This is a genomic window from Microlunatus parietis, from assembly GCF_013407955.1.
Taxonomy (GTDB): Bacteria; Actinomycetota; Actinomycetes; order Propionibacteriales; family Propionibacteriaceae; genus Microlunatus; species Microlunatus parietis.
The window spans coordinates 1,758,017-1,779,701 of record NZ_JACCBU010000001.1; the positions used below are offsets into that span (position 1 = coordinate 1,758,017).

The 21,685-nt window shown below is 69.7% G+C and carries 24 protein-coding genes; 6 read left to right on the top strand and 18 right to left on the bottom strand.

The annotated features are described in order from the left end of the window. Positions 1-4: 4 nt before the first annotated feature. Positions 5-487: a YfbM family protein gene (locus BKA15_RS08375; protein WP_179749766.1), complete on the bottom strand. Its 483-nt coding sequence runs from the start codon at positions 485-487 to the stop codon at positions 5-7. Between the two features lie 87 nt (positions 488-574). Between BKA15_RS08375 and BKA15_RS08380 the strand changes: the two genes are divergently transcribed. Both BKA15_RS08380 and BKA15_RS08385 read left to right on the top strand, forming a co-directional pair. Further along, positions 575-1,075, top strand: a complete 501-nt coding sequence (locus BKA15_RS08380) for a SigE family RNA polymerase sigma factor (protein WP_312878870.1) — start codon at positions 575-577, stop codon at positions 1,073-1,075. A gap of 2 nt (positions 1,076-1,077) precedes the next feature. Further along, positions 1,078-2,178, top strand: coding sequence for a hypothetical protein (locus tag BKA15_RS08385; protein WP_179749770.1), 1,101 nt, complete (start codon positions 1,078-1,080; stop codon positions 2,176-2,178). On the opposite strand, the gene BKA15_RS08390 is transcribed toward BKA15_RS08385, so the two are convergent. From BKA15_RS08390 to BKA15_RS08415, 6 genes are read right to left on the bottom strand one after another with little or no spacing between them, the layout of a single operon-like run. Beyond that, a complete protein-coding gene (locus BKA15_RS08390; protein ID WP_312878871.1) occupies positions 2,154-3,155 on the bottom strand; it encodes an alpha/beta fold hydrolase in 1,002 nt (333 codons plus the stop codon). The genes BKA15_RS08385 and BKA15_RS08390 overlap by 25 nt on opposite strands. 9 nt (positions 3,156-3,164) lie before the next feature. Further along, entirely contained in the window at positions 3,165-4,172 is a 1,008-nt protein-coding gene (locus tag BKA15_RS08395; protein ID WP_312878872.1) for a LacI family DNA-binding transcriptional regulator, read from the bottom strand. Between the two features lie 21 nt (positions 4,173-4,193). Beyond that, on the bottom strand, positions 4,194-5,096 hold the full coding sequence (locus BKA15_RS08400) for a carbohydrate ABC transporter permease (RefSeq protein ID WP_179749773.1): 903 nt from the start codon (positions 5,094-5,096) through the stop codon (positions 4,194-4,196). Continuing rightward, positions 5,093-5,965 carry a carbohydrate ABC transporter permease gene (locus tag BKA15_RS08405; RefSeq protein WP_179749775.1) on the bottom strand — a complete coding sequence of 291 codons (873 nt, stop codon included), beginning with the start codon at positions 5,963-5,965 and terminating at the stop codon, positions 5,093-5,095. The genes BKA15_RS08400 and BKA15_RS08405 overlap by 4 nt, the downstream gene beginning before the upstream one ends. 4 nt (positions 5,966-5,969) lie before the next feature. Continuing rightward, the gene (locus BKA15_RS08410) at positions 5,970-7,298 is read right to left on the bottom strand and encodes a sugar ABC transporter substrate-binding protein (RefSeq protein WP_179749777.1); all 1,329 of its coding nucleotides are present in this window, start codon (positions 7,296-7,298) and stop codon (positions 5,970-5,972) included. Next, positions 7,298-8,251: a nucleoside hydrolase gene (locus BKA15_RS08415; protein WP_179749780.1), complete on the bottom strand. Its 954-nt coding sequence runs from the start codon at positions 8,249-8,251 to the stop codon at positions 7,298-7,300. Before BKA15_RS08415 ends, BKA15_RS08410 begins: the two co-directional genes overlap by 1 nt. A gap of 237 nt (positions 8,252-8,488) precedes the next feature. Between BKA15_RS08415 and BKA15_RS08420 the strand changes: the two genes are divergently transcribed. The 3 genes from BKA15_RS08420 to BKA15_RS08430 are packed head-to-tail and all read left to right on the top strand — an operon-like array spanning position 8,489 to position 11,312. After that, positions 8,489-9,436 carry a putative F420-0 ABC transporter substrate-binding protein gene (locus BKA15_RS08420; RefSeq protein WP_218871133.1) on the top strand — a complete coding sequence of 316 codons (948 nt, stop codon included), beginning with the start codon at positions 8,489-8,491 and terminating at the stop codon, positions 9,434-9,436. Further along, positions 9,433-10,506, top strand: coding sequence for an iron chelate uptake ABC transporter family permease subunit (locus BKA15_RS08425; protein ID WP_312878873.1), 1,074 nt, complete (start codon positions 9,433-9,435; stop codon positions 10,504-10,506). Before BKA15_RS08420 ends, BKA15_RS08425 begins: the two co-directional genes overlap by 4 nt. Next, the gene (locus BKA15_RS08430) at positions 10,503-11,312 is read left to right on the top strand and encodes an ABC transporter ATP-binding protein (protein WP_179749783.1); all 810 of its coding nucleotides are present in this window, start codon (positions 10,503-10,505) and stop codon (positions 11,310-11,312) included. The genes BKA15_RS08425 and BKA15_RS08430 overlap by 4 nt, the downstream gene beginning before the upstream one ends. Here the strand turns inward: BKA15_RS08430 and BKA15_RS08435 are convergent. From BKA15_RS08435 to BKA15_RS08460, 6 genes are read right to left on the bottom strand one after another with little or no spacing between them, the layout of a single operon-like run. After that, positions 11,201-11,740: a hypothetical protein gene (locus BKA15_RS08435; protein WP_179749785.1), complete on the bottom strand. Its 540-nt coding sequence runs from the start codon at positions 11,738-11,740 to the stop codon at positions 11,201-11,203. The two genes, BKA15_RS08430 and BKA15_RS08435, sit on opposite strands and share 112 nt — an antisense overlap. Then, positions 11,740-12,489 (bottom strand): SDR family NAD(P)-dependent oxidoreductase, encoded by a 750-nt coding sequence (locus BKA15_RS08440; RefSeq protein ID WP_179749787.1) that lies wholly within the window; start codon positions 12,487-12,489, stop codon positions 11,740-11,742. Before BKA15_RS08440 ends, BKA15_RS08435 begins: the two co-directional genes overlap by 1 nt. Positions 12,490-12,491: 2 nt before the next feature. Continuing rightward, on the bottom strand, positions 12,492-13,256 hold the full coding sequence (locus BKA15_RS08445) for an SDR family NAD(P)-dependent oxidoreductase (protein ID WP_179749789.1): 765 nt from the start codon (positions 13,254-13,256) through the stop codon (positions 12,492-12,494). Continuing rightward, a complete protein-coding gene (locus tag BKA15_RS08450; protein ID WP_179749791.1) occupies positions 13,256-14,626 on the bottom strand; it encodes an MFS transporter in 1,371 nt (456 codons plus the stop codon). Before BKA15_RS08450 ends, BKA15_RS08445 begins: the two co-directional genes overlap by 1 nt. Positions 14,627-14,653: 27 nt before the next feature. Next, the gene (locus tag BKA15_RS08455; RefSeq protein ID WP_179749793.1) at positions 14,654-15,535 is read right to left on the bottom strand and encodes a polysaccharide deacetylase family protein; all 882 of its coding nucleotides are present in this window, start codon (positions 15,533-15,535) and stop codon (positions 14,654-14,656) included. A 25-nt stretch (positions 15,536-15,560) separates the two neighbouring features. Then, positions 15,561-16,535 carry an asparaginase gene (locus tag BKA15_RS08460; protein WP_179749795.1) on the bottom strand — a complete coding sequence of 325 codons (975 nt, stop codon included), beginning with the start codon at positions 16,533-16,535 and terminating at the stop codon, positions 15,561-15,563. Positions 16,536-16,739: 204 nt separating this feature from the next. On the opposite strand from BKA15_RS08460, the gene BKA15_RS08465 reads away from it, so the two are divergent. Beyond that, positions 16,740-17,759 (top strand): LacI family DNA-binding transcriptional regulator, encoded by a 1,020-nt coding sequence (locus BKA15_RS08465; protein ID WP_179749797.1) that lies wholly within the window; start codon positions 16,740-16,742, stop codon positions 17,757-17,759. 5 nt (positions 17,760-17,764) lie between these two features. On the opposite strand, the gene BKA15_RS08470 is transcribed toward BKA15_RS08465, so the two are convergent. The 5 genes from BKA15_RS08470 to BKA15_RS08490 form a co-directional block, all read right to left on the bottom strand. Continuing rightward, the gene (locus tag BKA15_RS08470) at positions 17,765-18,745 is read right to left on the bottom strand and encodes a TIGR03557 family F420-dependent LLM class oxidoreductase (RefSeq protein ID WP_218871135.1); all 981 of its coding nucleotides are present in this window, start codon (positions 18,743-18,745) and stop codon (positions 17,765-17,767) included. 9 nt (positions 18,746-18,754) lie between these two features. Then, entirely contained in the window at positions 18,755-19,066 is a 312-nt protein-coding gene (locus BKA15_RS37220; protein ID WP_179749799.1) for a type II toxin-antitoxin system RelE/ParE family toxin, read from the bottom strand. Continuing rightward, a complete protein-coding gene (locus tag BKA15_RS08480) occupies positions 19,063-19,359 on the bottom strand; it encodes a ribbon-helix-helix domain-containing protein (RefSeq protein WP_179749802.1) in 297 nt (98 codons plus the stop codon). The genes BKA15_RS37220 and BKA15_RS08480 overlap by 4 nt, the downstream gene beginning before the upstream one ends. A gap of 145 nt (positions 19,360-19,504) precedes the next feature. Further along, a complete protein-coding gene (araA, locus tag BKA15_RS08485) occupies positions 19,505-21,001 on the bottom strand; it encodes an L-arabinose isomerase (protein WP_179749804.1) in 1,497 nt (498 codons plus the stop codon). A gap of 2 nt (positions 21,002-21,003) precedes the next feature. Next, positions 21,004-21,684: an L-ribulose-5-phosphate 4-epimerase gene (locus BKA15_RS08490; RefSeq protein ID WP_179749805.1), complete on the bottom strand. Its 681-nt coding sequence runs from the start codon at positions 21,682-21,684 to the stop codon at positions 21,004-21,006. Position 21,685: the final 1 nt, after the last annotated feature.

Here is a 21,685-nt window from a genome sequence, read left to right on the forward strand (position 1 = left end):
AACCTCAGTGAAGCAACTGCAGCACCCACTGCCCTCGCTCGGCGGCGGCCCGATAGAACTCCTTCACCGCAACGAAATTCGGCGCGAGGTAGCCGGCGAAGCTGTCCGCATCGTCCCAGATGTCCGGGTAGACCTCCGCCGATGCCATCGCCGCCGGGTCGAACCTCGCTCGGAGCGTGGTGGGATCGACGTCGGCCAGCGCGGCGGCAATGGCGGCCACGCCGGACGGGTCGAGCAGTCGCGGTGGCCCGTACCCGAAGTTCCCGTCGAGCTCCTCTCCTCCGAAGATCACCGAGGCCAGCGGGCCCTCGGTGGTCCACGGGTCGCCGGTCAGCAACCAGTGGATGCCGTGCCAGGCCTTGTCGAGGTCCACGGCGGACGGCGACGTCCGGTCCGCGTTCAGCCGCTCCCAAATCGACTCCGGATCCGCGCGTACCGCACTGGCCTCGGCCCCGGTGAGGGCCCAGCCGTCCCAGGTCATTCCCATGACGGCATCATCGCGTACCATCGGCCGGTCGGGTCCGCATGCAACAACCGATCTCTTCCGAACGTGAGTTCCTGTATGGGAGTGAGAGTGAAGGACCCGCCACGGCCAGAACTCTCCTTCGACACCTGGATCAGTACGCGCATCCCGGAACTGATGAGGTTCGCCTACCTGGTGACCGGAAGCCAGGACGCGGCCGAAGAAGCCGTCCAGACGGCGTTGTCGGCTGCGTGCGAGAAGTGGCCGAAGGTCAGCCGAACCACCGACCCGGATGCGTACGTTCGGCGGATGATCGCCAACGCCCATGTCTCGCAATGGCGGAAGTTCGGGAAACGGATCGCGGTGGTCGCCGCCGTGCCCGAGGACCGCGGCGGCGATCCGGCCGATTCGATCGCGACCAACGATGCGGTCTGGCGGATCTGCTCGGCCCTTCCCCGGCAGCAGCGGGCCGCAGTGGTGCTGCGGTTCTACGAGGACCTGGACTACGCCGAGATCGCGCGGATCCTCGACGTCACGGAGGCCACCGTTCGCTCCCATATTCACCGAGCACTCGCCGCGCTGCGGGTGCAGCTGAGCCGAGCGGAGGACTGATCATGGCCGATCCGACCGACGAAGACCTCGAGCAGATCATGCGGGCCGGCCTGGCCGGGCGGGCCGGGCAGGTCGACACCGACGTGCCGATCCGAGTGAACCGTCCACGCTCCCGTGGCTGGGTGCTTCCGGCGGCAGCCGCCGCAGCCGTCGGGATCCTCATCGTTGCCGCGCTGGTCCTGCCCGGCGCCAACGTTCCCGTACCCCCGTCCGACGACCGCACGCTGGTGGCGAACCCGCCGGTTCCCAGCAACTGGCGGTTGGAGTCCTGGCACGGCGTCCAGGTCTCGGTGCCGCCGGACTGGGGTTGGGGCGGGGCTCCCACCCCGGACCATGGGGGCAGGTCCGGCACCGGCGACCTGTTGGACTGCGGAACGGCCGCCTACCGGTCCGCCGATGGCAACCCGACCCAGGACACGGCCCGGCCCTATGTCGGGCGGCCGGTCATGATGACCGACGCCTGCTCCGTCATCCAAGGTCAGAACTTCCCCCAACCGAAGGCCCCCTACGTCTGGCTCGGCGCAGCGATCGAACCGGGCACGCGTGACCTCGGCGGCGGCTGGAAGCAGACGACCATCGAGGCCGGCGGCAGTACGGTGACGGTCGCCACCCGGGACGACTCGTTGAGCGAACAGATCCTCGCCACCGTGAAGCCCAATCCCGGCACCGATTGTGAAGCGGAGTTCAACGGCCCGAGGGTCAGCGACTTCACCGTTGCCGAACCCTCCACCATGTCCGTGTGCGCGTACCGGCGCAGCGAGAACGCCCCGGGGTTCAAGTTGCAGTACGCCACCGAGGTCGACGCCGAAGCGTCGCGCAAGTTCCTCGCCGCGGTCGACGCGGCACCGAAGCTTCAGTGCATCGACACCTATACGGACGAGTGGGTCGTCCTCCGGATCCACGGCGAGGGCGGCAAGACCCAGATCATCGCCGTCGATACCGCCGATTGCGTCGGCGTCCACACATCGAAGGGGACCGCCGAGCTGAACGTCGCCACCGTCTCTCCCTGGGCGGTCGACGGGATCCCGGCGTACGTCATCGGCCCGCGGGACACCAGCGGAACGCCAGGCCTGAGCGATTACTTCCGGGGCATGCTCGGCTGATCAGGGCTGCTGTCGCTGATCCGGTCGGCCAGCCGGGAGTTCGCCTCGGCCCAGGCGTCGACCATCCGGGTGCCGCCGTGGCCCTCGGCCTCGTCGATGATCAACTCCGAGTCCGGCCAGGCCCGGTTCAGTTCCCAGGCGGTGATCAACGGGCCGCTGATGTCGGCCCGGCCGTGGATCAGGATCCCCGGGATCCCGGCCAGTTCGCCGGCCCGGGCCAGGATCGGCGGCTCGAGGAACCCGTCAGCCGCCCAATAGTGGGTGGTCAGGGTGACGAAGACCTGGCGGAAGACCTGATCATCCCAACGCGGGTTGCGCTGCAGCCCGGTGGCGAAGGAGATGTGGTGATCCTCCCAGTCGGCCCAGGCGAGCGCCGCGGCGTCGCGTACCGCCGGATCGGGGTCGGTGATCAACGTCGCGTAGGCCTCGACGATCCGCGACTCGTGCCGCCGGTAGCCGATCCCGGCCGCCTCGGCGTGCCCGGCGAACCGGTCCCAGGCCTCGGGGAACACCGTGCCGACCTGTTCGGTGATCCAGTCGACCTCGGGCCGGCCGGTGGTGGTCACGGCCATGATCACGATGCCGAGCACTCGGTCCGGATGTTCCAGCGCGTACGCCAGCGCGAGCGTCGACCCCCAGGACACGCCGTTGATCACCCACCGGTCGACGCCGAGCGTCTCGCGCAACCGTTCGCAGTCGGCGATCAACGCCTGGGTGGTGTTGCCGGCCAGGTCATGATCGGGATCGATCGCCAGCGGCTTCGACCGGCCGCAGCCGCGCTGGTCGATCCCGATGATCCGGAACCGCTCCGGGTCGAACTTGGTGACGTAGCCGCCGGGCCCGAGGGTGCCGCCCGGACCGCCGTGCAGGTAGAGCGCCGGGATGCCGTCCGGATTGCCTGACTCCTGCCAGTAGACGGTCTGGCCGGAGCCGACGTCGAGCAGGCCGGAATCACGAAGCGGGGTTCTGGGGAACACCCGCCGATCCTACGGGCCCTCCGGCGTGCAGCCGCAGGACCGGCCGATCCGCAGCCGCGGCCGGAGCACCCGGTGCACGGCCTCGGTGTGCTCGCGCCGGACCAGCCCGACCAGGGTCTCCAGAGCCGTCCGGGCCAGGGCGGCGACGTCCTGGTCGACCGAGGTGAGCGACGGCTGCCCGTACCGGCCGGCCTCGGTGCCGTCGAAGCCGACCACGGCAAGATCATCGGGGACCCGCAGGCCGGCCTCGGCGCAGGCGGCGATGGCGCCGATCGCCTGTGCGTCGCTGGTCGCGAACACCGCGTCGATCTCCCGCCCGGACGTGATCAACTCGCGCATCGCCCGGTAGCCGCCCTCGCTGGAGAAGCTGGTGTGTACGGGAGCGGCGGCGGTCATGCCGGCCCGGTCCAGCGCGTCCTGCCAGCCGGCCACGCGCTCCTGGACGGCGTCGATCTCGGCCGGCCCGGCCAGGCAGACCGGGTTGCTGCGATCATGGGACAGCAGATGCTCGACGGCCTCGGCGGCAGCGGTCCGGTTGTCGATCACGACCGAGGAGAAGCCGGTCCCCTGCGGCGCGCGGTCCAGCAGCACCACCGGCAGGCGTACCTCGTCCAGCATGCTGACGTCCGGGTGCGACGCGGCGGAGATCAACAACAGCCCGTCCACCTGGCGGTCGACGAACGCCCGCAGGTACGCCGACTCCCGCTCGGTCTGGTTGTCCGCGGTGCCGATGATCAACATGTAGTCGTTCCGGAACGCCTCGTCCTCCACCGCTTGGGCCAGCTCGCCGAAGTGCGGGTTCCGGTGATCCGGCATCAGCATCGCGATCGAGTGGGTCCGGTTCTCCCGCAGCGCCCGGGCGATCCGGTTCGGCCGGTAGTTCAGTTCCGCGACCGCGGCCAGCACCCGTTCCCGCGCCTCGGCCGACACCGGCCGCGGACCACCGTTCAGCACATAGCTGACCAGCGCCGGCGACACCCCCGCCACCCTCGCCACGTCAGCTCTCGTGATCGCCACAATCGTCCCCCGCAGTCGTGATCATTTCTCGCCGCTGCTCGCGATGGTAGCCGCGAAGAACCGCTGCAGGAACAGCAGCAGGACGGCCGGCACGACCGAGATCAACAGGGCACCCCCGAACATCTGGCCGAAGTTGAACTCCGTGTCGGTGAACGTCCGGGCGATCGCGATCGGCGCCACCTGCTTGGCCTCCTCGGAGATGATCAGCAGCGGCCACAGGTAGGACGACCACTGGCCGAGGAAGATCAACAACCCGGAGTTGATCAACGTGGTGACGCTCAGCGGTACGTAGATCCTGGTCATGATCCGGAAGTCGGAGGCACCGTCGATCACCGCCGCCTCCCGGAGCGAGGTCGGGATGCCGCGGAAGAACTGGCGCATGTTGAAGATCGCCAGCCCGTTGCCGATGCCGGGCAGGATCAGGCCCAGGTAGCTGTTGTTGAGCTGCCAGCTGGTGAAGACCTTGGCCAGCGGGATCGCGATCGCCTCGAACGGGATCATGAAACCGATCACCAGCAGCGCGAAGACGAACTCGCGGCCGCGGAACCGGAGCACGGTCAGCGCGTACGCCGCCGGCACCGAGATGGCCAGCCCGATGATCACCGAGGCGAACGCGACCAGCAGCGAGTTGGCCATGCTCCGACCGAACCGCAGCTCGAAGAACAGCGCCCGGTAGTTGTCCAGCGTCCAGACATCCGGGATCAGGGTCCGCCAGCTGAGCGGGCTGACGCTCTCGATCACCTGGCTGCCCGGGCGCAGCGAGCCGAACAGCATCCAGAGCGCCGGCAGCACGAACAGCAGTGCCACGATGATCGCCAGGACGGTCAGCAGCGTGATCAGCAGACCGGCCTGGAACCGGCCCTTCGGCCGCCTCGCCTCGATGGCCCGGGCTCGCGGAGGCGCCTCCGTGACGAGCGTGGTCATGCGTCACGCTCCCGAAGCAGCCGGAACTGGATCGCGACGATCAGCAACATGATCAAGGTCAGGACCAGGGTCGAGGTGGCGCCGAGATTCGGCTGCGAATAGGTGTACGTACGGCGATAGGCGTCGAACATCAACAGCGTGGTGGATTCCTGCGGCCCGCCGTTGGTCAGCATCTGCACCGGGACGAACAGGACGAAGTTGGCCACCGTGTCCGCGACCAGGACGAACAGCAGCGGCCGCTTCATCAGCGGCAGCGTGATCGACCAGAACGTCCGCCAGGCCCCGGCACCGTCGATCGCCGCCGCCTCGTACACCTCGCGGTTGATGTCGTTCAGGCCGCCGATCAAGAACAGCATCCAGTAGCCGATGCCGACCCAGGACGCCACCAGCACGATGCTCGGCAACGCCTGGGCGGGCGAGGTGAAGAACGGCTGCGGCCCGATCCCGAACACGCCGAGCAGGCCGTTGACCGGACCGTCGTTGCGCAGCGCGACACCCCACGCGATCGACGAGCCCACGATCGGGATCGTGCACGGGATGAACACGGCCGTGCGCCAGATCCCGCGGCCGGGCAGCTTCCGGGTCAGCAGCACCGCCACGGCCATCGCCAGCGCGATCTGCAGCGGGTTGATCACCAGGTTGAAGGCGACGGTGCGGCCCAGCGCGCCGAGGAACAGTGGGTCGCTGAACAACACGGCGTAGTTCTTGAGCCCGGCGAACCGTTCCTCGGCGAGGAGCCCGACCCCGACCCGTTCGAACAAGGTGGACCAGACCGCGCCGGCGAACGGCACCAGCCGGAGCAGCACGATCGCCAGCAGCGCCGGGGCGAGGAACACCGCGGCGGTGATCAACGTACGACGACGGAGCATGGCGCTACTGGTACTGCTTCCAGGCGGTGGTCAGCTGGCTCTGCGCGGATTCCAAGGCCTGCTTCGGATCCGCGCCGTTGGCGATGTCGGAGAACGCCCGGCCCATGATGTCCTCGAACTCGATGTAACCGGCGGTGGAGACCCGGCCGACCGCGGTGTACTCGGTCTCGTACTGGACCACCTTCGCAGCCTGCTTGCCGCCCTCGGAGGCGGTGAACATCTCGCCCTCCAGGTACGACTTCAGCCCGGCCGTGTTCGCCGGCAGTTCGGCGTAGGCGCGGTGCTCGGCGTACCCGCTCTCGCCGTCGATCGCCAGCCAGCGCAGGAAGATCGCCGACGCCTCCTTGTTCTTGGAGAACGGGTTGATGCCGACCGACCAGGAGCCGGTCGGGCTGGCCGGCTTGCCGCCCTGCCAGACCGGGTTCAGCGCCGCACCCCAATTGATCTTGGAATCGGCGAGCTTGCCGACCATCCAGTTCCCCTCGACCAGATAGGCCGTCTTACCGGCCAGGAAGGTCGAGTCGATCTGCTCGGCCGGGATGCCGCGCGGCGTGATCTTGTCCGCGTACAGGGAACCGTAGTAGTCCATCGACTGCACCCAGCCGTCGTTGGTCACGTCCGGGGTCAGGTTGCCCTCGCCGGTCGCCCCGAGCCCGCCGCCGGCGGAGTACGGCAGCGGTTCCAGCTGGTAGTAGCGGTCCGGCTGGCCGAACAGCAGCCCGTACTGTGCGTTGCCGCGGTCCTGGACCTGCTTGGCGTCCTGCTTCAGTTGCTGCCAGGTGATCCGGGCCGCGTCCTCGGTCGACGGCGGCTTCACCCCGGCGGCGTCGAGCAGATCCTTGTTGTAGAAGAGCAATTGGGTCGAGTTCGCCACCGGCAGCGAATAGAGCTTGCCACCGAACGAGCTCGCCTCGACGGTGACCGGCTGCAGGGCATCGGTCAGTCCCTGGAACGGTCCCGACAGATCCTCCAGGTAACCCCGGGTGGCGAGTGCCGGCACCCGCGGCTGGTCGACCCAGAAGACGTCCGGATCGCCCGTCTTCTGGGTGATCCGCGAATCGAGGACGCTGTTCAGGTCGTCGAACGGCACGTACTGGTAGTCGACCTTGATCGTCGGGTGTTCCTTCTCGAACGCCGCGACCACGTCGGTCATCCCGTCGGCCTTCGGGTCGAGGATGCCGACGACCTTGATCGTCGTAGTCGGGTCGGTGTCCGGGATCGACCAGGGCTGGCCGGTGCCGGGGTCCTCGGCCGGGCCGCTCGCGCAGGCCGCGAAGAGGACCAGCGCGCCGGCTCCGGCGGTGAGGCTGGTCAGCAAGGACCGGAGACGCATCACAACTCCTTCAGCTTGTCCATGAAGAATCGGGTGAAGCCCGCGGCGTCGACGTCGACCGCGATCGACGCGTTCGGTTGCAGCTTCTGGGTCTTGCCGTCCGGGGCCCAGCCGCCGGTCAGCGGGTCGGCGATCATCGCGCCGCGCAGCCGGTCACCGGTCTCCACCTGGACGTAGGCGTCCTGCCAGGTGATCAACTCCGGATGGGTCACGGCAGCGACGGCGAGCGGGTCGTGCATCGCGCAGGAATCGGCCTGCTCCGGCCGGCGGCTGCTCAGGTGTTCGATCCAGGCCACGGTGTAGCGGCCGGCGAACGCCGCGAACTCGTGATCACTCGCCGCCATCGCCCGGGCCTCCGCCATCGTGACCCGTACCTTGAGCGTGACGTCGAGCCCGACCCACTGGGCGACGATCCCGGAACCGAGCACGATCTCGGCCGCCTCGGGATCGTTCCAGATGTTGAACTCGCCGGGCATCCGGGTCTCGTTGGTCGGCTTGCTGAAGACACCGCCCATGATCACCAGGCGCTTGAGCGAGGCGGCGAAGGTGTGGTCCAGCCGCATCGCCAGCGCGACGTTGGTCAGCGGGCCGACCGCGACCAGCGTGATCTCCCCGGGGTTGGCCCGGACGTGCTCGACCATGGCCGCGGCCGCCGGCGTGGCCTGCGGTTCGCGGGCTACGACGTCGTCCGGTACGGAGCCGAACTTGGCCTGCGGACGGAGCAGCGGCAGCTGGGCACCGCGGTGCACCGGGACCTCGGGGTGGCCGAGCCGGTGCAGCAGTTCCAGGGTCAGCGTGGTCGCCGACGCGACGTCGGTGTTGCCGTTGACGGTGGTGACGAGTTCCAGCGAGATGTCGGGGTCGGCCAGCGCCAGCGCCAGCGCGAACCCGTCGTCGACATCGCTCCCTGGAGCACCCATGGCCAGGTCGACATCGAGCATCACACGTTCCATGATTCGAGTCCTCAACACGTGTTGACGAAGTTCTGGTTCGCCATGCTGACACGTGTTGAACGCGTCCGCAACCGGTTCCGGGACAGTCGTCGGACCGTGGGCGGGATCGATTACGATGGCAGGGCCCGCGCGTCAGGATTGTGGCGCGTGTTGGCCGGCCGGGCTGTGGTCGGTGGGTGTCGTCGAAGCCGTGTTCGTCACGGCGATTGTCTCCCCCTGCCTCGAAGGATGCTGCCCGTGCGCGCCCTGGTTTCGTTGATGTTCCTGATCCTGCTGGCCGGTTGCAGCACGCCGGCTCCGTCGGCCCAACCGGTCGCCCCCGGCTTTCGTACCGTCACGGTGGACAACTGCGGCACCGAGGTCACCATCGAGCGCCCGCCGGAGCGGGTGGTGGCGATCAAGTCGACCGCGATCGAGCTGCTGCTGGCCCTCGGGCTCGGCGACAAGATCGTCGGCACCGCGTTCGGCGACGGGCCGCTGCCGGAGAAGTACGGGACGCCGCCGCCGGTGCTGGCCGACAAGGTGCCCGGCCGGGAGGCGCTGCTCGCGGCCCGACCCGATTTCGTGTACGCCGGTTGGGAGAGCAACCTGACCGCGCAGGGTGCCGGCGACCGGGCCGCGCTGGCCGGACTGGGCGTGAACAGCTACGTCGCGCCGGCCGCCTGCAAGGCGCCCGCCCATCAGCCGAAGCCGCTGACCCGGGACGTGCTGGAACGCGAGATGCGTGAGATCGCCGCGATCTTCGGCGTGCCGGAGCGGGCCGAGAAGTTGATCACCGAACAGCGGGAGGCGCTGGCCGCCGTGAAGAAGGATTCCCGGCAGCGCACCGTGCTCTGGTACAGCTCGGGCACCGACAGCCCGTACGTCGGCGCCGGGATCGGCGCACCGCAGTTGATCATGGACTCGATCGGCGTCCGGAACGTCTTCGGTGACATCGAAGACACCTGGAGCACCGTGTCCTGGGAGAGCGTACTCAAGCAGGACCCGGACCTGATCGTGTTGGTCGACGCCACCTGGAACACCGCGGAGTCGAAGAAGAAGGTGCTCGCCGAGTCGCCCGCCGTCGCCCTGGATGCCGTACGGGAGCAGCGTTTCCTGACGGTACGGTTCCCGGCCGGCGAGGGCGGCGTGGCCACGGCGGAAGCGATCACCGACCTCGCCGAACAGCTGGCGAGCCTGCCGTGACCGCGGTGATCACCCGGTCGCCGGCGGCACCGTCAGAGTCACCGCGGCCGACCGGGCGGCGGGCCGGAACCCCGGTCTGGCTGGTCGGACTGGTGTTGGTGATCTTGCTCGCGGCGTCCGTGCTGGCCGCGACCGCGGTCGGCGCCAGCGGTCTCGGGCCGGCCCACGTGCTGCAGTCGATCGGCCACCACCTGGGCCTGACACCGGTCGGGCTGCCCCGGCTGGACGACGCGATCATCTTCGACCTCCGGCTGCCGCGGGTGCTCACCGCGGCCCTGGTCGGCGCCGCCCTGGCCCTGTCCGGGGCGGTGATGCAGACGCTGACCCAGAACCCGCTGGCGGATCCGTACCTGCTCGGGCTGTCCTCCGGCGCGGCCCTGGGCGCGGTGTCGGTGCTGCTGCTCGGCGTCGGCCTGGTGCTGCCGCTGGCGGCGTTCCTCGGCGCCATGCTGGCCTTGGCCGGTGCGCTGGCGCTGGCCGGCCGGGCCGCGACGCGCGGCTCCACCAGGATCGTGCTGGCCGGGATCGCGGTCGCACAGATCTGTTCGGCCGGGACCTCCTTCGTGATCTTCTCCAACGCCCAGGGCGACTCCTACCGGGAGGTGCTGGCCTGGCTGATGGGTTCGCTCGGCGGCGCGGACTGGTCCTCCCTTGCGGTGGCCGGGCCGATCATCGTGGCGGCCGGGCTGGTGCTGCTGGGCTACGCCCGGTCGCTGGACGCGTTCGCCTTCGGTGATCAATTGGCCGGCTCGCTCGGCGTCGCCACCGGGCCGACCCGGATGATCCTGCTCGGCCTGGTCGCCCTGCTGACCGGCTCGGCGGTCGCCGTCAGCGGCGCGATCGGGTTCCTCGGGCTCACCCTCCCGCACGCGGTCCGGTTCGTCACCGGGCCGGCGCACGCCCGGCTGCTCCCGGTGCTCGCCCCGGCCGGAGCGATCTTCCTGGTCTGGACCGACACCGCCGCCCGGACCGTGCTGGCGCCGGAGGAGGTCCCGGTCGGCATCCTGACCGCCCTGATCGGCGCGCCGGTGTTCTGCGTCCTGCTCTGGCGCCAGCGGAGGGCGGCATGAGCGCTCCGGTCCGGGTTGACGACGTCCGGTACGCGATCGACGGGATCCCCTTGCTGCACGGGGTTTCACTCACCGCCCCGGCCGGCCGGTTGACCGGGGTGCTCGGGCCCAACGGCGCCGGCAAATCCACCCTGCTCCGGCTGATCGCGGGCCTGACCCGCCCGGCCGCAGGCCGGGTCCTGCTCGGTGATCATGACCTGCACCGGCTGCCGCGGAAGGTCCGGGCCCGGCGCGTGGCGTACCTGGAACAGCAGTCGACCACCGAGCAGCCGCTGCTGGTCCGGCAGGTGGTCGAACTCGGCCGGATCCCGCACCTCGGCCGCTGGCAGCCGCCCGGACCGGCGGACCGGGCGGCGGTCCTGGACGCGCTGGTCGCGGTCGGCATGATCGAGTACGCCGAGCGCCGTTGGAGCACGCTGTCCGGCGGTGAGCAGCAACGGGTCCAGCTGGCCCGCGCGCTGGCCCAGCAGCCCGAGGTGCTGATCTTGGACGAGCCGACCAACCATCTCGACCTGGCCGCCCAGCTGACGATCATGGCCCAGGTGGCCGCCGCCGGCCGGACCGGGATCGCCGCGGTGCACGATCTCAATCTGGCCGCGAGCTACTGCGACCGGGTCGTGCTGCTCTCCGGCGGCAGCGTGGTCGCCGCCGGGACTCCGGCGGAGGTCCTGACGCCGGACGTGATCGAGGAGGTCTACGGGGTCCGGCCGCGGACCCTGGCCGACCCGGAGTCGGGCCGGCCGGTGTTGATCTTCGACCGGATCCCGGCCGCGACCGCGGCGGGCTCCGGCGTCCAGGTCCCCTGATCGTCCCGGAGCTCGGTGGTCACCGGGCTGCCGGCTCCGATCAGCAGCAGGCCGAGCAGACGGTTGACCGAGGTCCGCGGATCGCCGCCGGGCCAGGGATCGACCGCGCCGGTCGGCGGCCCCGGCGTCCAGCTCGACGAGGCTTCACGCGGCACCAGGTGGACACGGTGCGGCGGCAGGCCGGCGACCCAGTCGATCAGGTCCGCCGGACGGCTCTCGGCATGATCGAGGGCGACGGTCAGCGCGTCCAAGGTCGGAAAGAACCGGGCCCGCCCGCTCCACGCCCAACTCCAGCCGGACGGATGGGCGGTGATCATGGAGCGCGGCCGGAACCGGTTCAGCCGCGCGGCCACCACCCCGCGGGCATAGCTCGACGACAGCAGCCCGGCCAACCAGCCGAGCCGCTCGCCGCCGCACGCCCCGCACATCAGGGCATCACGTCACCGCTGTTGGGCCCGAGCGTCTGGCCGACGTAGAGATTGCCGCCCGGATCCGAGGCCAGCAGTACCGCGGTCGGCGCGACCTCGTCGACGGTGCCGAACCGGCCCAGCGGCAGCTCGGCCTGCTTGGCCCGCTTCCACTCCTCGCTGATCCCGGCGACCAGCGGGGTCTCGATCGGGCCGGGCGCGATTGCGTTCACCAGGACTCCGCGGCCGGACACCTCGAGCGCGATCGACTTCGTCATCGCGATCACGCCGGCCTTCGCGGCCGCGTAGTGGGCCAGGCCGGTGCCGCCCTTGAGACCGAGTTGCGATGCCACGTTGATGATCCGGCCGTCGCCCCGCGCCAGCATCCCAGGCAGTACCGCCCGGTTGAGCAGAAAGACGCTGGTCAGGTCGACGTCGACGGTCTGCTGCCAGGTCGCCAACGTCAGCTCGGTGACCGGTGCCTCGGTGAGGATGCCGTGCGACGTGACCAGGGTGTCGATCCGGCCGAGCCGCCGCTCGGCCTCGGCCACGGCCGCCGTGACCGCGGCCTCGTCGGTCGCGTCCAGCTGCACGGCCGCGGCGCCGAGCTCCGCGGCACGTTCGGTCACCGCGGCCGACCGGTCGGCGAGCATGATCATCGCCCCGGCGGCGCGAAAGTGGCGGGCGATCGCCAGCCCGATGCCGCTGGCCGCGCCGGTGATCAACGCGGTCCGGCCGGACAGCACGCCGCTCTGCGGTAGGTCGTTCATGATCAGTCCCTCATCGCCACGGTGAGCGCGCCGTCGACCGTGATCGATTGGCCGCTGACGTACCCGGCGTCGGCCGAGGTGAGGAAGGCGATCACGCCGGCCACCTCCTCCGGCCGGCCGACCCGGCCCCACGGGATCGTCCGGCCGGCCCGGGCCAGCCCGTCCGGCCCGAGCGAGTTGACCGGGTCCATCGACTGCGGCGTCTCGATCAGGCCGGGGATGATCGTGTTCGCCCGGATCCCGTGCGGCCCGTACTCGACGGCGAGGCTGCGGATCAGGCCGACCACGCCGGCCTTGGCCGTCGCGTAGTGGGCGTGTTCCTGCCAGCCGTACACCCCGCCGGCGATCGACGAGATCGCCACGATCGACCCGCCGGAGCCGAGGTACGGTGCCGCGGCGCGAGCCAGCCGCATCACACCGTGCAGGTCGACCTGCAGCACCTCGTCCCATTCCTGGTCGGTCATCGTCGCGAACTCGGCGCGGCGCAGGATCCCAGCGTTCGCGATCACATGATCGATCCGGCCGTACGCGGTGAGGGCGGCCTGCGCGAACGCGGCGACCGACTCGGTGCTCCGGACGTCCAACTCGGCGATCATGCCGGTGCCGCCGGCCGCGGTCACCGCGTCCAGTGTGATCGCCGGGTCGTGCGGGTCACCCGGGAAGGTTCCGATCACCACCCGGTCGCCACGAGCCGCCAGCCGGACGGCCGCCGCGCGGCCGATGCCGGACGCGGCGCCGCTGATGATCGAGACGGCACGCTCCTCCATTACGCGCCCTCCACCAGCGGCTCGTCGACCCGTTCGGTGACGGGTGTTCGGTCGTCGCGTCGGGGTGCGATCGAGCGCGCACCGATCATGATCAGTCCGGAGACCAGGGTGCCCAGGGCGCCGACCCAGAGCGCCGCCGTCGAGAACGGTACGGCGGCCGCGGCCAAGCCGGTGAGCAGGAAGCCGCCGATGATCGCGCCCGGCTGACTCATCGCGCCGATGAACGTGCTACCGGTGGCCCGGCAGTCGGTGTCGTAGCACTCGGCCTGGAAGAACATGATCGCCGCGTACGGGCCGAGCAGGAAGAACAGGCCGAGCATATAGGTGACCAGCACGTACCCCTGGTGGCTCGGGCCGAGCAGCATCGCCGCGAAGAAGAAGCCGCCCAGGATCCAGCCGATGATGATCACCCGTTTGCGGCCGAACCGGTCACCCAGCCAGCCATGGGTGAGATAGCCGAGTGCTCCGACCAGGTTGGACGCCACGACCAACATCAGCGCGTCGCCGGCGTCGATGCCCTTGCCGCTCTCCAGCACCGTCGTGCCGAGCACGGAGAAGGTCTGGATGCCGAACCAGTTGACCAGCCAGGCCAGCGACAGCACCACCGTGTTGCGCAGATGCTTACCCTGGAAGATCCGCTTGATCGGCGCGCCGACGCGGACCTCGATGCCGGTGCGCCGGGCGAGTGCGTCCGCCTCGGCCGGTTGGCCGGCCCGGCGCAGCCGCTGTACCGCCTGCTGGGCCAGGAACTGCGGGCTTTCCTTCAGGCGAAGGCAGACCAGCGCGACGATGATCGCCGGGATGGTGGCCAACAGGAAGGCGATCCGCCAGCTGTCCAGCCCCCAGATACTGGTCACGATCGCGACGAAGCCGGCCGCCAGGAGGGCACCGAGCGGCCAGCCGGTCTGCACCATCGAGTAGACGAAGCCCTGGTTGCGTTTGATCTTGGTGTCCTCGGTGAGCGCGTACAGCTCGTTCAGGTAGGTCGCATTCACCGACTGCTCCGCGAGGCCGAGGCCGCTGATGCTGCGCACGCCGACCAGCGAGGCGGCACCGGTGGTCGCCGCGGTGATTGCCGACGACGCCGCCGTACCACCGACGGAGATGATCATGCCCTTGCGGCGCCCGAGCCGATCCACCAGCGGGCCCACGAACAGCACCACGACGAAGGTGCCGACGCTGACCAGGGTCGAGACGAGCAGGGCGAAGCTGGTGTCCCAGCCGAAGCTGTCCTCGATTCGGGGCAGCAGGGTCCCGAACAGGATGAAGTCGTAGACGGCGATCGTCCAGGCGAAGAACGCGATCTTGGTCGCCCGGCGGGTCTCCTTTTTACCGACGGTACGCAAGCCTTCCGTGGGCGCGGTACTCATGAGCGATGTTCCTTTCCGTACCGCAGCTCAGGGGACCCGCGGCGAGCGGGCCTGGAAGTCCTGGGCGATCTGGTCGAACGTCGCCCAGTGGATGTTGTCGTGAGCATTGATGTGCTCGATCAGCCGCTCCAGCATCAGCAACACCTGCGGCCGGCCGGACACGTCGGGATGGATGGTGAAGGTGAACACCGCGTAGTCGAGCTCCCGGTACACCCAGTCGAACTGGTCCCGCCACATCTCCTCGAGGTGGCGCGGATTGACGAAGCCGTGGCTGTTCGGGCTCGACTTGATGAACATCATCGGCGGCAGGTCGTCGAGGTACCAGCTGGCCGGGATCTCGATCAGGTCGGTCTCCTGGCCGCGCTCCAGCGGCTTCATCCAGGTCGCGGCCGGCTGGTCGTAGTCGATCTTGTTCCAGCGGTCGCCGACTCGGACGTAGTAGGGCGTGAAGTCGCGGTGCATCAGCGAGTGGTCGTACCGGATCGAGCGCTCGATCAACAGCTCGTTGGTGACCGGCGAGAACTCCCACCACGGTGCCACGTAGCCGGTCGGTCGATTGCCGGTGCGCTGGGTGATCAACTCGATGCAGTAGTCGAGGATCTCCGACTCCTGCTCCCGGGTCATCGCGATCGGGTTCTCATGACTGTAGCCGTGCACGCCGATCTCGGCTCCGGTCGCGACGATCTCCTCGAACTGCTCCGGGAACGTCTCGATCGAGTGCCCCGGCCAGAACCAGGTCGAGGGCAGTTGATACTTCGCGAGCAGGTTCTTGATCCGGGGTACGCCCACCTCGCCGGCGAAGATGCCGCGCGAGATGTCGCCCGGCGAGTCCTCCCCGCCGTACGACCCGAGCCAGCCACCGACGGCGTCGACGTCGATACCGAACGCGACGTAGATGTCCTTGGCCATGATCTTGTTCCTTCCTGGGACGGATTCAGAAGCGCTGCAGCCGGGCCGCCGCCTCGGCGGGCGGGAAGTGGCTGAGCAGCAGGGCCAGCAGCATGCGGGCCTGGGTGTACGGCAGGCCGCGGACGGCCACGGCACCGGCCCGGAGCGCGTCGGCGCCGCCGCCGCAGCCGTACAGCGGAGCGATCGGACCGTGCGGCACCCGAGTGGAGAGCGCGACCACGGTCCCGGCCGAGACTGCCGCCCGGACCGCCTCCACGTAGGGCCGGTTGAGATTCCCGGCTCCGGTGCCGGCCAGCACCACGCCGGGGACGCCCTGCCGCACCAGCTCGTTCAGCAGGTCGGGACGGGCGCCCGGATAGAGCACCAGCGTCTCCACCCGGGTTTGATCGAACCGGGCCGTCGGCCTCGGCAGCGGCGCGGGCCGGACCGGCCGGGCCGCGTAGCGGAGTTCGCCCTGGACGAGCCGGCCGATCGGGCCGGCGTCCTGTGCGACGTACGGCTGCGGGCGCAGGGTGTGCAGCTTCCGTACGCCCCGGGCGGCGAAAACCTCGCCCGCGAAGCTGACCAGAACGCCGAGGCCGCGGGACTCCGGAGCCGCGGCGACCGTGATCGCCTGGCCCAGGTTCCGACCGCCGTCCGCGCCGTCCTGGTCGGGTGCGATCTGAGCTCCGGTGAGGACCACCGGGCGGTCGTCGTCGTGCACCAGGTCGAGCAGCACCGCGGTCTCCTCGATCGTGTCGGTGCCGTGGGTGATCACGACGCCGCCCACGTCCTTGCGGGCCAGCTGGTCCCTGACCGCGTCCGCGATCGTGCGCAGGTCGGCCAGGTCGAGGTTGAACGAGTTGACCCGGAGCAGATCGACCGGCTCGACGGTGTGGCCGCGGCCCGCTTCGACCGCGCCGACCAGAACCTCCGCCGAGTCGCTCGCCACCGCCGCGCCGTCCGTGCCGGTACGGGACGAGATCGTTCCGCCGGTGCCGAGGACGACGATGTGAGCCACGTTGATCCCTTCCTGCCGAGCCGGCCGGTCCGCCGGCCATGGCGATGCCGTTCGGCTCAGTCTGAGCTACACAATCGATTGAGTCAATCGTTTGGGTCAACCGATTGTGGAACTACCCTTGGGTTCTGCGGGCCCCTGCTGCGGGCGGTACGGACCGAGGGCCGGGCACCGCGATAATGAGCGGCACCGACGACAGGAGCAGCGATGACGGGCACTCGGCGACCGTTCACCCAGCGGATGATCGCCAGCGACGTCGGCGTCAGCGTGACCACGGTGTCCCGTGTCCTCAATCCGGCGGAGACCCATCCGGAACGGTGGGCCTCGCCCGAGACCGTCGCCGCGATCATCCGGTCGGCCGAACGCAACGGCTACCGGCCCAACCCGCACGCGACCAGCCTGCGGACGGCCCGGTCCAACGTGGTCGGGGTGCTGGTGCCCCGGCTGCAGGACTTCGTCCTGGCCACGATCTACGAGGGCATCGACGAGGCGGCCACCGAGGCCGGCGTGTCGACGTTCGTTACCAACTCGCTGGACAAGCCGGACCTGCAGCGGGTCCGGACCCAGCAGATGCTGGACCGCCGGGTGGACGGCCTGATCTTCGGCGACGCGCATCTCGACGACGACTTCCTGGACGACCTGGCCCGGCAGGAGGTCACGTTCGTCCTCGCCTCACGCCGGCACGGTGATCACGTCTCGGTGACCTGCGACGACCCGGCCGGCGGCCGGCTGGTCGCCGAGCACCTGCTGGCGACCGACCGGCGCGAGGTCGCGATCCTGGCCGGGCTGCCGTTCGCCTCCACGGCGCGGGAACGCTCGCAGGGCCTGATCGACCGATTCGCCGAGGCCGGGCTGGAGATCCCGGAGCACCGGATCGTGTTCAACGGCTTCGACGCGGCCGCCGGCCGGGAGGCGGCCGACCAGATCCTGGCCCGGCGGCCGTACCCGGACGCGATCTTCGCGACCAACGACTTCGCCGCGATCGGGGCCATGGGGGCGCTGCGGGACAAGGGCTTGCAGATTCCCGACGACGTCGCGGTGGTCGGCTACAACGACACGCCACTCGCGGCATCGCTGCCGATCCCGCTGACGACGATCCGCTCACCCATGCACGAGATGGGCCGGCAGGCGCTGCAGACGTTGCTGCGCAAACTCGGCGGCGCCGAGGTGGAGTCCCGGCGGCTGACCCCGGAGTTGATCATCCGGGCCTCCACCGGCTCCGACTGATCCGTTCAGGTCAGCTTCGGCAGCACGTCGGTGCCGAAGATTGCCTGGGCCCGCTCCGGGTCGGGTCCGGCCAGGTGCAGTTGCACCTCGTCGACGCCGAGGTCAAGGAACTGCTGGATCCGCTGCCGGTGCGCGTCGAGGTCGCTGGAGATGATCATGCGGTCGGCGAAGTCCTCCCGGCGCAACCGCCGGGCCAGCTGCTCGAAGTCGCGGGTGTTGCGGACCTCGGAGACCGGGTAGCGGACCGCCGGAACCGGCCAGTGATCGATCGCGGCGGCCAGCGCGTCGGGCTCGTCCTCGGCCCAGGCGTGGTGCAACCGGACCACTCGGTGGAGCCGGCGCGGATCGGTGCCGGCCCGGAGCGCACCGGTCCGCAGCTGCTCGAACAACCCGGCCACCTGGTCCACCCGGCCGCCCTCGGTGATCATGCCGTCGGCAATCCCGCCGGCCCGCCGCGCCGTGACCGGCCCGGCGGTCGCGACCAGGATCTTCGGCAGCCGGTCCGGCAGCGTCCAGAGGCGCGCCTGCTCCATGATCAACTCCGGGTCGGAGTGCCGTGCCTCGCGGCCGGTGAAGAGTTTCCGGATGATGTCGATCGCCGAGAACATCCGGTTGATCCGGCGCGGCGGCTCGGGCCAGTACTGCCCGGTGACGTGCTCGTTGATCAACTCGCCGGCCCCGATGCCGAGCCAGTGCCGGCCCGGGAACAGCGCCGCCAGCGTCGCCGAGGCCTGCGCGACGACCGCCGGGTGCATCCGGTAGGACGGGCTGATCACGCCCGGATTGATCGGGATCGTCGTCCGCGCCGACGCGGCCGAGGCCACGTTCCAGACGAAGGACGCCTGACCCTGACCGGAGGTCCACGGCGCGAACCGGTCCGAGAACATCACCGACGAGAACCCGGCCTGCTCAGCCGAGGCCGCCAGCTCCACGGCCCGCCCCGGCGCAACCGACTCCAGCATGATCGCGTGCCCGATGATCGCCACCCCGGCAGCCTATGGCGCGCTGTCCCGCAGGTGGTGCTCCCAGTCCTGTCCCGAACCGTAGATCGCGATGACGTGCACCCCGGAGGATGTCTGTAGGAAACAAACGACCCGGCTCTTCTCGAAGACACGCGTCATCAGGCCTGGCAGTAGGTCGTCACGATGGTGTCCGACTATCGGATCCTCGGCCAGTCGGTCGCAATAGGCCAGGAGCCGATCCAGGTATGCGTCGGCGATGCGCGGGCCTGCGCGCTCGACGAGGTAGATCTCAAGTTCGTCGAGCTGAGCGAGGGCTTCCGGAGAATAGTGAAGCGGTCGACTCATTCCCGGCGGGCTCGTCTGCGCGCGAAGTGGGCGCGCACCTCGCCTGCGGCAACCGAGCGAGTTGGGTCAGCGAGGGTCGCCTCGGCGATCGGGACCGCGACCGTCCGCAGCCACTCTTCGACTTCAGGATCGTGCAGCGCGGCATCCTCCTCGGTGAGCAACCGCAGCCCGTTACGCACCACCTCGCCCTGGTTGGCGAACTCACCCGAGGCCACGCGTGCGTTGACCGTGGCCGCGACATCGGCAGGCACCGCGATGGTGACAAGGTCCTGCTCATTGGATGCGGCGCTCATGGCACTGATTCTACGGGCCGCTGCTCGCCTCGTGCGGTTGCTCCTGACGAGGGCACGACCTGGATCCACTGACTGGGCACCTCAGCAGCGACACGCCGTCAGAACGGCTGCTTTTATGCCCGGTCGGCGGAATTGGTTGGGCGGGTCAGAGGCCGAGGCGGTGGGCGGCTTGGTTCCAGCGGAGCTCGTTGGCGAAGCCGCGGCGGGTGGTGGCGGCGTCGATGATCGCCAGCTCGACGCCGGCGATCCGGGCGAAGTCCTCCAGCTCCTCGGTGCCGACCGCGGTGGACAGGACGGTGTGGTGCGGGCCGCCGGCGGCGAGCCAGCACTCGGTCGAGGTCTGGAAGTCCGGCTTCGGCTGCCAGACGGCGCGGGCCACCGGCAGGTTCGGCAGCGGCTGGTCCGGCGGCACCACGTCGACCTCGTTGAGCACCAGCCGGAACCGGTCGCCGAGGTCGCAGATGCCGAGCACGGTGGCCGGGCCCTGGGCCGCGTCGAAGACCAGCCGGACCGGGTCGGACCGGTTACCGATGCCGAGCGGATGGATCTCGATCCGCGGCCGGGCCTCGGCGATGGTCGGGCAGACCTCGAGCATGTGCGCGCCGAGGATCTTCTCCGAGCCCGGCGCCAGGTGGTACGTGTAGTCCTCCATAAACGAGGTGCCGCCCGGCTGCCCGGCCCCGATCGCCTTCACCGTGTGCAGCATCATCGAGGTCTTCCAGTCGCCCTCGCCGCCGAACCCGTACCCGGCGGCCATCAGCCGCTGCACGGCCAGCCCCGGCAGCTGCAGCAGCCCGCCGAGGTCCTCGAAGTTCGTGGTGAACGCGCCGTAGCCGCCGTCGGTCAGGAAGGCCCGCAGCCCGGCCTCGATCCGCGCGCCGTAGCGCAGCGCGTCGTGCCGATCACCGCCCGGCGCCAGTTCGGGGGTGAGCTCGTACGTGTCGACGTACTCGGTGATCAAGGAATCGATCTCGGTGTCCGCGACCTGGTCGACGACGGCCACAAGATCATTCACACCGTACGTGTTCACCGAGACCCCGAACCGCAACTGGGCCTCGACCTTGTCGCCCTCGGTCACCGCGACGTCGCGCATGTTGTCGCCGAACCGGACCAGCCGCAGCGAGCGCAGCGCCGCAACGCCCCGGGCGGCCCGCTGCCAGGCGCCGATCCGCTGCCGGACCCGGGGATCGGAGACGTGGCCGGCCACCGTCTTGCGCGGCACCGCGAGCCGGGTCTGGATGTAGCCGAACTCCCGGTCGCCGTGCGCGGCCTGGTTGAGGTTCATGAAGTCCATGTCGATCTCGGCCCAGGGCAGATCGACATTCGCCTGCGTGTGCAGGTGCAGCAGCGGCACCTGCAGCGCGTCCAGCCCGGTGATCCACATCTTCGCCGGCGAGAACGTGTGCATCCAGGCGATCACACCGACGCAGTCCGGGTCCGAGTTCGCGGCCAGGATCTGCCGATGGATCGCCTCGGAATCGGTCAGCACCGGCTGCCAGACCACGTCCAGCGGCAACTCGGCGCTGGCGTTGAGTTGATCAGCGATCGCGCGCGACTGGGCCGCGACCTGATCAAGAGTCTCCGGACCGTACAGGCCCTGGCTTCCGGTGAGGAACCACACCTGCTGAACTCGTTCGGTCATGATCACCCTTGTCGTTGTCCGTACACGTTCTGGTAACGCTCGTAGAGACTGTCGATGTCACTCTGCGGGATCGGGATCGGCTCGCCCAGCTGTCGCGCAATGTGCACGGTGCGGGCCACCTCCTCGCAGAGCACCGCGGCCTTGACCGCGGCCTTCGCCGACGCCCCGACCGTGAAGACGCCGTGGTTCTGCATCAGCACGGCCTTCGAGCGATGATCACGCAGCGTCTCCACGATGCCGCGGCCGATCGAGTCGTCGCCGATCAGCGCGAACGGGCCGACCGGCACCTCGCCGCCGAACTCGTCGCCCATCATCGTCAGCACACAAGGGATCGGCTCGCCGCGAGCCGCCCAGGCCGTCGCGTACGTCGAGTGGGTGTGCACCACGCCGTTGATCTCCGGCCAATGTTTGTAGACGTACGCATGCGCGGCGGTGTCCGACGACGGAGCATGATCACCCTCGACCAGGTTGCCGTCCAGGTCGCAGACCACCATGGCGGCCGGGCTCAGGTCCTCGTACCGGACGCCGGAGGGCTTGATCACCAGCAGGTCCCGGCCGGGCACCCGGGCCGACACGTTGCCGGCCGTCCACACCACAAGATCATTCTTCGGCAGCTCGGCGTGCAGGTCGGAGACCTCCTGCCGGATCAGGAACAGCGCCTCGTCCGGTTCAACCTCTGCCATG

Bases quoted from the DNA above. Each gene is read 5' to 3' on its own strand.
- BKA15_RS08430 (WP_179749783.1), top strand. From the start codon at position 10,503: ATGAGCGCTCCGGTCCGGGTTGACGACGTCCGGTACGCGATCGACGGG.
- BKA15_RS08405 (WP_179749775.1), bottom strand. From the start codon at position 5,965: ATGCTCCGTCGTCGTACGTTGATCACCGCCGCGGTGTTCCTCGCCCCG.
- araA (WP_179749804.1), bottom strand. From the start codon at position 21,001: ATGACCGAACGAGTTCAGCAGGTGTGGTTCCTCACCGGAAGCCAGGGC.
- BKA15_RS08440 (WP_179749787.1), bottom strand. From the start codon at position 12,489: ATGAACGACCTACCGCAGAGCGGCGTGCTGTCCGGCCGGACCGCGTTG.
- BKA15_RS08410 (WP_179749777.1), bottom strand. From the start codon at position 7,298: ATGCGTCTCCGGTCCTTGCTGACCAGCCTCACCGCCGGAGCCGGCGCG.
- BKA15_RS37220 (WP_179749799.1), bottom strand. From the start codon at position 19,066: ATGAGTCGACCGCTTCACTATTCTCCGGAAGCCCTCGCTCAGCTCGAC.
- BKA15_RS08435 (WP_179749785.1), bottom strand. From the start codon at position 11,740: ATGTGCGGGGCGTGCGGCGGCGAGCGGCTCGGCTGGTTGGCCGGGCTG.
- BKA15_RS08455 (WP_179749793.1), bottom strand. From the start codon at position 15,535: ATGGCCAAGGACATCTACGTCGCGTTCGGTATCGACGTCGACGCCGTC.
- BKA15_RS08450 (WP_179749791.1), bottom strand. From the start codon at position 14,626: ATGAGTACCGCGCCCACGGAAGGCTTGCGTACCGTCGGTAAAAAGGAG.
- BKA15_RS08490 (WP_179749805.1), bottom strand. From the start codon at position 21,684: ATGGCAGAGGTTGAACCGGACGAGGCGCTGTTCCTGATCCGGCAGGAG.
- BKA15_RS08385 (WP_179749770.1), top strand. From the start codon at position 1,078: ATGGCCGATCCGACCGACGAAGACCTCGAGCAGATCATGCGGGCCGGC.
- BKA15_RS08400 (WP_179749773.1), bottom strand. From the start codon at position 5,096: ATGACCACGCTCGTCACGGAGGCGCCTCCGCGAGCCCGGGCCATCGAG.
- BKA15_RS08375 (WP_179749766.1), bottom strand. From the start codon at position 487: ATGGGAATGACCTGGGACGGCTGGGCCCTCACCGGGGCCGAGGCCAGT.
- BKA15_RS08445 (WP_179749789.1), bottom strand. From the start codon at position 13,256: ATGGAGGAGCGTGCCGTCTCGATCATCAGCGGCGCCGCGTCCGGCATC.
- BKA15_RS08480 (WP_179749802.1), bottom strand. From the start codon at position 19,359: ATGAGCGCCGCATCCAATGAGCAGGACCTTGTCACCATCGCGGTGCCT.
- BKA15_RS08465 (WP_179749797.1), top strand. From the start codon at position 16,740: ATGACGGGCACTCGGCGACCGTTCACCCAGCGGATGATCGCCAGCGAC.
- BKA15_RS08415 (WP_179749780.1), bottom strand. From the start codon at position 8,251: ATGGAACGTGTGATGCTCGATGTCGACCTGGCCATGGGTGCTCCAGGG.